Here is a 5,087-nt window from a genome sequence, read left to right as displayed (position 1 = left end):
CCGACGTCACCGCATGGGGCACACAGCCCGGTTTCAGCACCGAAGGCCACAAACTAACACACGCCATGGCACAGCTGGACGTGAAGTTAATATCGGGTACAGACGGATTCACAAACGCTGAACTGAACGCCGCCGCTGTAAAGACAGACAGTAAAAAGAAAGTATCTGTCGGCAGCACCACCGCTACACTGAACATCAGCGACCTCACCACTGCCAAGAACGTAGACCTGAAGAAGACCATGGATGCAGCCGATGCTAGCGGTACCAACGCCACCTTCAGCGCCCTTATTGCTCCGCAGCAACTGAAGCAGATAGTCATCACCATCAACGGGAACAACTACACGCTGAATAAAGAACTGACGATGACAGCCAACCAGAAGTTCAGCCTCGAAGTCACCGTAAGCCGCACGCCGCTGGGCTTCTCGGCAGCTGTGACCAACTGGACCGAAGCCTCGATGACGGAAGGCGGAGTGGTAGTAGATCCCTAAACAAAACAAAGAAAGATATGAAGAAGAAAAATAATCTATTCCTGACCGGTTGCCTGGCACTATGCACCCTGACAGCCTGTACCGACAGCATCGACGACGCATCGGACACGCGTGACCCGGCAGACGCCGTCACCCTCAGCGTGAACACCGATGGCGCCAACCCGCAGACGCGCGTCACCACCGGTAGCACCGAAGCATATATCCCCGATCAGAACGTAGACCTACATCTTTACAGCAACTCCGTGGGCAGCTCCATAACGGCCGTATACAACAACACCGCCGGTGACCAAGCCGCCAACGCCACCTGGGAGGCCAAGCCCGGCACGTCTCCTCTCTACTGGGACGATGCCATCGGCACCGACGGCAACAAGTTCTACAGCTTCTACGCCGTGGTGAATGCGCACGCATCCTCCGGAAAAGGCAGTAACGACAATACCGTCTACAGCATACCCACCAACCAGGCTGACCCAGCCATCGGCTCCGAGATTTTTTCTCCCTATGAGCGGGCTGACCTGCTGACGGCTTATACTTACACCACCCAGCGGCACCAGGACCTCCAGTTCACCTTGAAGCACCTCATGGCACAGCTCACCGTCACACTGACCACGCTCGAAGGAAACAACGGATTCAGCCCCACACAACTGGCGGGAGCCACAGCCGAAGCTTCGCTGATAGCGCCCTACACGCTGGTGTATACTGACGTGGCCAACACCACGAATGCTGATAAAGCTAAAGAAACGCCCGCCACCGCCACTGCAAGCGGCACCACCAGCACCGCTTTCACCATGCAGCGCACCCTGCACTACAAGTCGGGCACCGAAGAGACGGCCGGAAACGTGACGAGTGTCACCTTCCGCCTCATCGCCCCGCCTCAGACAATAAGCAGCACCGACGGCGGCATCGTGCTCACCATCGACGGAAAGACCTACACCTTCAAGCCCGACAAACCCGAAAATAGCATCCAGCTAACAGCAGGCCGGAACACCATCCAGCCCATCGTAGCCCGGAAGTCTGTACTGATCCCCGGTACCATCCAACTGAAAGACTGGGACACCTCGACCAACGCCAGTCAGAGTGTGACGGCGGACGGAGTGGTGACACCTCAGGATATTGATCTCTCGGACATCACGGAGACAGGAACACTGTATCTGCGGGCTACAACCTCGACGAGGAGCGTCACTGACGGCACCATCGGTACATACCCCATTCAATACCAGACATCTTCCACAGGAGGTACAGCCAGCATCAATACCGCCGATGCCGCCTACGCCCCCATCCTATGGGACAACCTGAACAAGTGGGATAACGATGCATCCACCGGTACCCTGCAAAAGTATTATTTTCATGCCGTCTTTATCCCCACCAACTACCGCCACGCCACTAACACTGGTGCGGATAGAAACAAAGAAAACCACGAGAAGGACTATCTTGAAGGCCGGAACGCAGCAACCGAATGGGGCGAATCACCTAAGTTCACCGAAAACAGCTCCGGCAGCGGCGATGACCGGCGCTTGGAGCATCAGACCGTCCGGTTCATCATGAATCTGAAAAGCGATGGTACCTACGATGCCGCCACTCTGAACTCTGCCTCAATCAAGCTGAAGCGCAACAAGAAAATGACCATCTCAGGCTCTGGCAACAATGCATGGAACAGCATCAGCGATGGCTGGCCCAGTATCACCACCGCCACGCTTACATCCGGTGAGTCCACCGACGTCACCCTGGTGAAGATCGAGGATGCCACCAACAGTGGTTCCGGCGCCACTGAAGCCAAACCCGCCCAATTCGTTGCCATTATCGCCCCACAAACTTTAGGAGCAAACAGTGCAAGTGGCGCCACTATCGGTACTGACTATCTGATCCTGACCTTAGGCAGCGGTACGGCAACAGAGAAAACCTACACTCTGAAAGCAGCCGGCAAGGATGGGCTAACGCTGAAGTACGGCAGCCAGTACACCCTCACCGCCACCCTGATAAAATCCGAACTCAATCCGGGTACCATTGCGGTGGAAGCATGGAAAGAAGAATCGGGTGAAGGCAACTTCGAGTGGCAATAGCCGCTACTACACGCTCCGCCGGCAACCATTAGTTTCGGGCGGAGCAATCAAAAGAAGTGCTCTTTGACATACTGGAAACGAAAACTATTACTCGAAGACCGTGAGGTTTTCCTTCGACAAGCATTGCTTTTCCGGCAGCGAATCCGTATCTTTGTCAGGTCAATAACCTAAAAGAAAAAAGGAGAAACCATATGGCAACAATGAATCTATATGCCGAACTACTGAGCGAACTCGGCACCATCGGCAATGACGAAAGTCTGCTGCGGAAAGTGCTCAGCGCCGTAAAGGCACTGAAGAAGGAGAAAGAAACCCGCCATACTGAACCGCCCTGCTGCTATACAGCAGAACAAGTTAAGCAACGCCTGAAACTCACCCGAGACGATGCGTTGCACGCACGCGGCATCAGTCAGGAAGAAGCAGAGCGACTTATGGAAGAGATGATATGACAAAAATAATCTGGCATCCCCTCGCTATGGAGGATTTGCGAATGACAATAACCTACTGCCAGCAAGAATTCGGAAAATCCATTGCTCGCAAAGTGCGCGACAAGTTGAAGCATGATGCATCCCTATTGGCAAGTCACCCTAAACTTGGGCATCCCGAAGATGATCTGAATTCGGAAAATGAACCGCTCATATACCGTTCGTTACTCTCAGGAATGACAAAGATAGTTTACACAATGCATGACGACTACATCTTTATTCATCTCCTGTGGAACACCCGCCAGAACCCCGCATCCCTGATGAAGGAACTGCTGCAACGAGTATAAATCCGAAAAGCATTTTCGGCCATTGCGACCGTCCAATCGGATTTATAATCCGCAAGATTCCAAATTAGTTTATCCTGCACAATAGTTTTCGCCCCGACTCCCAAACAGAGCCGGGGCGATTTTTTTGTTTCCGGTATATCATCCTTCATACTCCCACCGCACGGGAGACGATAACGAGACGAAGAACCAAAAGACATAAAGAACAAGAAACAATGAAAAAACAAAAGAAAATAAAGACATGCAGGTACAGCGATGAATTCTGGAAAAACGTCTGGTACACCATACGCTACGGCGACTCACTGGGCGACCGGATCACCATTCCACTGCTCTCACTGTGCATTCTCCTCTGCATCTCTTTCCTCATCTTCCTGCTGACGAGCTGCACAGCCGACCCTCTGTCTGTTACCGCCCCCGAAGGCACCGGCACCGAAGGCCTGCGCACTCCCCTCACCATCGGCCTCCTCACCATCGAGGGTAACGATGGCTACGACGGCTCAGTACCCGCTACCACACGCATGGCGACCGACCCCGCAGGCAAAGACAACGCTTGGGAAGCGGGAGATTGCATCGCCGTCAGTGCCCCCAAACTGGGAAACAACGACATGGGAAGCAAGACGCTCACCGCCACCTATGTATATACCGGCATAACGGACAACCTCTGGCGGCAGATAAACCCGAATGACAACAGCGACCCATACCGAGCTCAAGCTGAAGCTACCGACATCTATCCCCTCTACATCGACGACATCGACCGCAACAGTGGGAAAACGATTTCCGTAGAAACCTACGGCGGCAACCTCCATTGGGAAGGCAGCATCACATACACGAATCAAACCACCCGGAAGAACTACTGTCTACAGAACTACCTATCCTGCGACAATGCCCGGATAGCCGAAGCCGACAATGAAATCCCCGGCATCAAGCGCGGACAACTGTACGCCGAACTCCTTCACCGGCGCGTCAGCATCGTGGTGCGGGTAATAGACCAAACAATGCCCAACGTGCTACCCACCACCGGTGAAGCCACTCTCGACGGCACCGACGCCAACGATATCGATGCTGTGAAGCTGACACTGACCGGTGGCCCCAACGAGAACAGCAAAAACAACCAAATCGTCTGCTGGCGTACCGGTAAGGCTACGGAAACGATAAACGGTCGGCAACAATCCGTCACCACCTTCCGTGCCTATATGTACTTAACGGACGTGCCGGGCATTACGACCACTACCGACGTCAGCACAGGAAAACAGAGCGGCACCGTCCCCGACGGCTCTACCTTGGGTACCCTCACCTTCACCCCCAACACCGGAAGCACACCGCAGACGCTGATTATAAAATATTCTATCACCAAGAATGCCGGCGTCCCCCCCACCATCACCACCGGCACGCGCATCACAGTGATGGCACCCTTCAATGTTTCCCAAAACCTGGACGCCACGGCAACGCTCAACACCTGGGAAGAAATAGACGCAGGAGATACGGGAACGGAGACAATAGAGTTGAAACCTGCCACGAATCCGGACGATACAGAAAAGAAAGGTACTAACGGCCAACCTATCTATGAACTCTCCTCAGCCCAAGACCTGCTACTCTTTGCACAGATCGTAAACGGGACGGACAACCCCGCAGGCGACAGCGTGACCGGAAACCTGAAGCTATGGTGGGAACAGTGACCTGTACCAAGCAACCCAAGACAGTAACGAAAGTCCAAAAACAATAGAATGATTATGAAAAAGAAAACAACATACCTTGCCACCCTCATCCTGTTCGCCC

5 protein-coding genes are annotated in these 5,087 nt (G+C 53.7%); all 5 read left to right on the top strand.

The window, feature by feature from the left end; all coding sequences use genetic code 11:
- Positions 1–65: 65 nt before the first annotated feature.
- The 5 genes from BACCELL_RS18705 (at position 66) to BACCELL_RS18685 (ending at position 4,987) form a co-directional block, all read left to right on the top strand.
- Positions 66–488 carry a hypothetical protein gene (locus BACCELL_RS18705; RefSeq protein ID WP_044154126.1) on the top strand — a complete coding sequence of 141 codons (423 nt, stop codon included), beginning with the start codon at positions 66–68 and terminating at the stop codon, positions 486–488.
- A 17-nt stretch (positions 489–505) separates the two neighbouring features.
- On the top strand, positions 506–2,545 hold the full coding sequence (locus BACCELL_RS18700; RefSeq protein ID WP_007213560.1) for a fimbrillin family protein: 2,040 nt from the start codon (positions 506–508) through the stop codon (positions 2,543–2,545).
- A gap of 191 nt (positions 2,546–2,736) precedes the next feature.
- Entirely contained in the window at positions 2,737–2,991 is a 255-nt protein-coding gene (locus BACCELL_RS18695; protein WP_007213559.1) for a hypothetical protein, read from the top strand.
- Positions 2,988–3,314, top strand: a complete 327-nt coding sequence (locus tag BACCELL_RS18690) for a type II toxin-antitoxin system RelE/ParE family toxin (RefSeq protein WP_007213558.1) — start codon at positions 2,988–2,990, stop codon at positions 3,312–3,314. The genes BACCELL_RS18695 and BACCELL_RS18690 overlap by 4 nt, the downstream gene beginning before the upstream one ends.
- A gap of 212 nt (positions 3,315–3,526) precedes the next feature.
- A complete protein-coding gene (locus BACCELL_RS18685) occupies positions 3,527–4,987 on the top strand; it encodes a hypothetical protein (RefSeq protein ID WP_007213557.1) in 1,461 nt (486 codons plus the stop codon).
- Positions 4,988–5,087: the final 100 nt, after the last annotated feature.

It is taken from the genome of Bacteroides cellulosilyticus DSM 14838 (assembly GCF_000158035.1).
In the GTDB taxonomy this organism is placed as follows: Bacteria; Bacteroidota; Bacteroidia; order Bacteroidales; family Bacteroidaceae; genus Bacteroides; species Bacteroides cellulosilyticus.
Note: the sequence above shows the minus strand (reverse complement) of the source record. Positions and strands in the feature narration are given on the sequence as shown.

What these genes read in the sequence shown, in the direction of transcription:
- BACCELL_RS18705 (WP_044154126.1), top strand. Translation starts at nt 66, where the DNA reads ATGGCACAGCTGGACGTGAAGTTAATATCGGGTACAGACGGATTCACA.
- BACCELL_RS18700 (WP_007213560.1), top strand. Translation starts at nt 506, where the DNA reads ATGAAGAAGAAAAATAATCTATTCCTGACCGGTTGCCTGGCACTATGC.
- BACCELL_RS18695 (WP_007213559.1), top strand. Translation starts at nt 2,737, where the DNA reads ATGGCAACAATGAATCTATATGCCGAACTACTGAGCGAACTCGGCACC.
- BACCELL_RS18690 (WP_007213558.1), top strand. Translation starts at nt 2,988, where the DNA reads ATGACAAAAATAATCTGGCATCCCCTCGCTATGGAGGATTTGCGAATG.
- BACCELL_RS18685 (WP_007213557.1), top strand. Translation starts at nt 3,527, where the DNA reads ATGAAAAAACAAAAGAAAATAAAGACATGCAGGTACAGCGATGAATTC.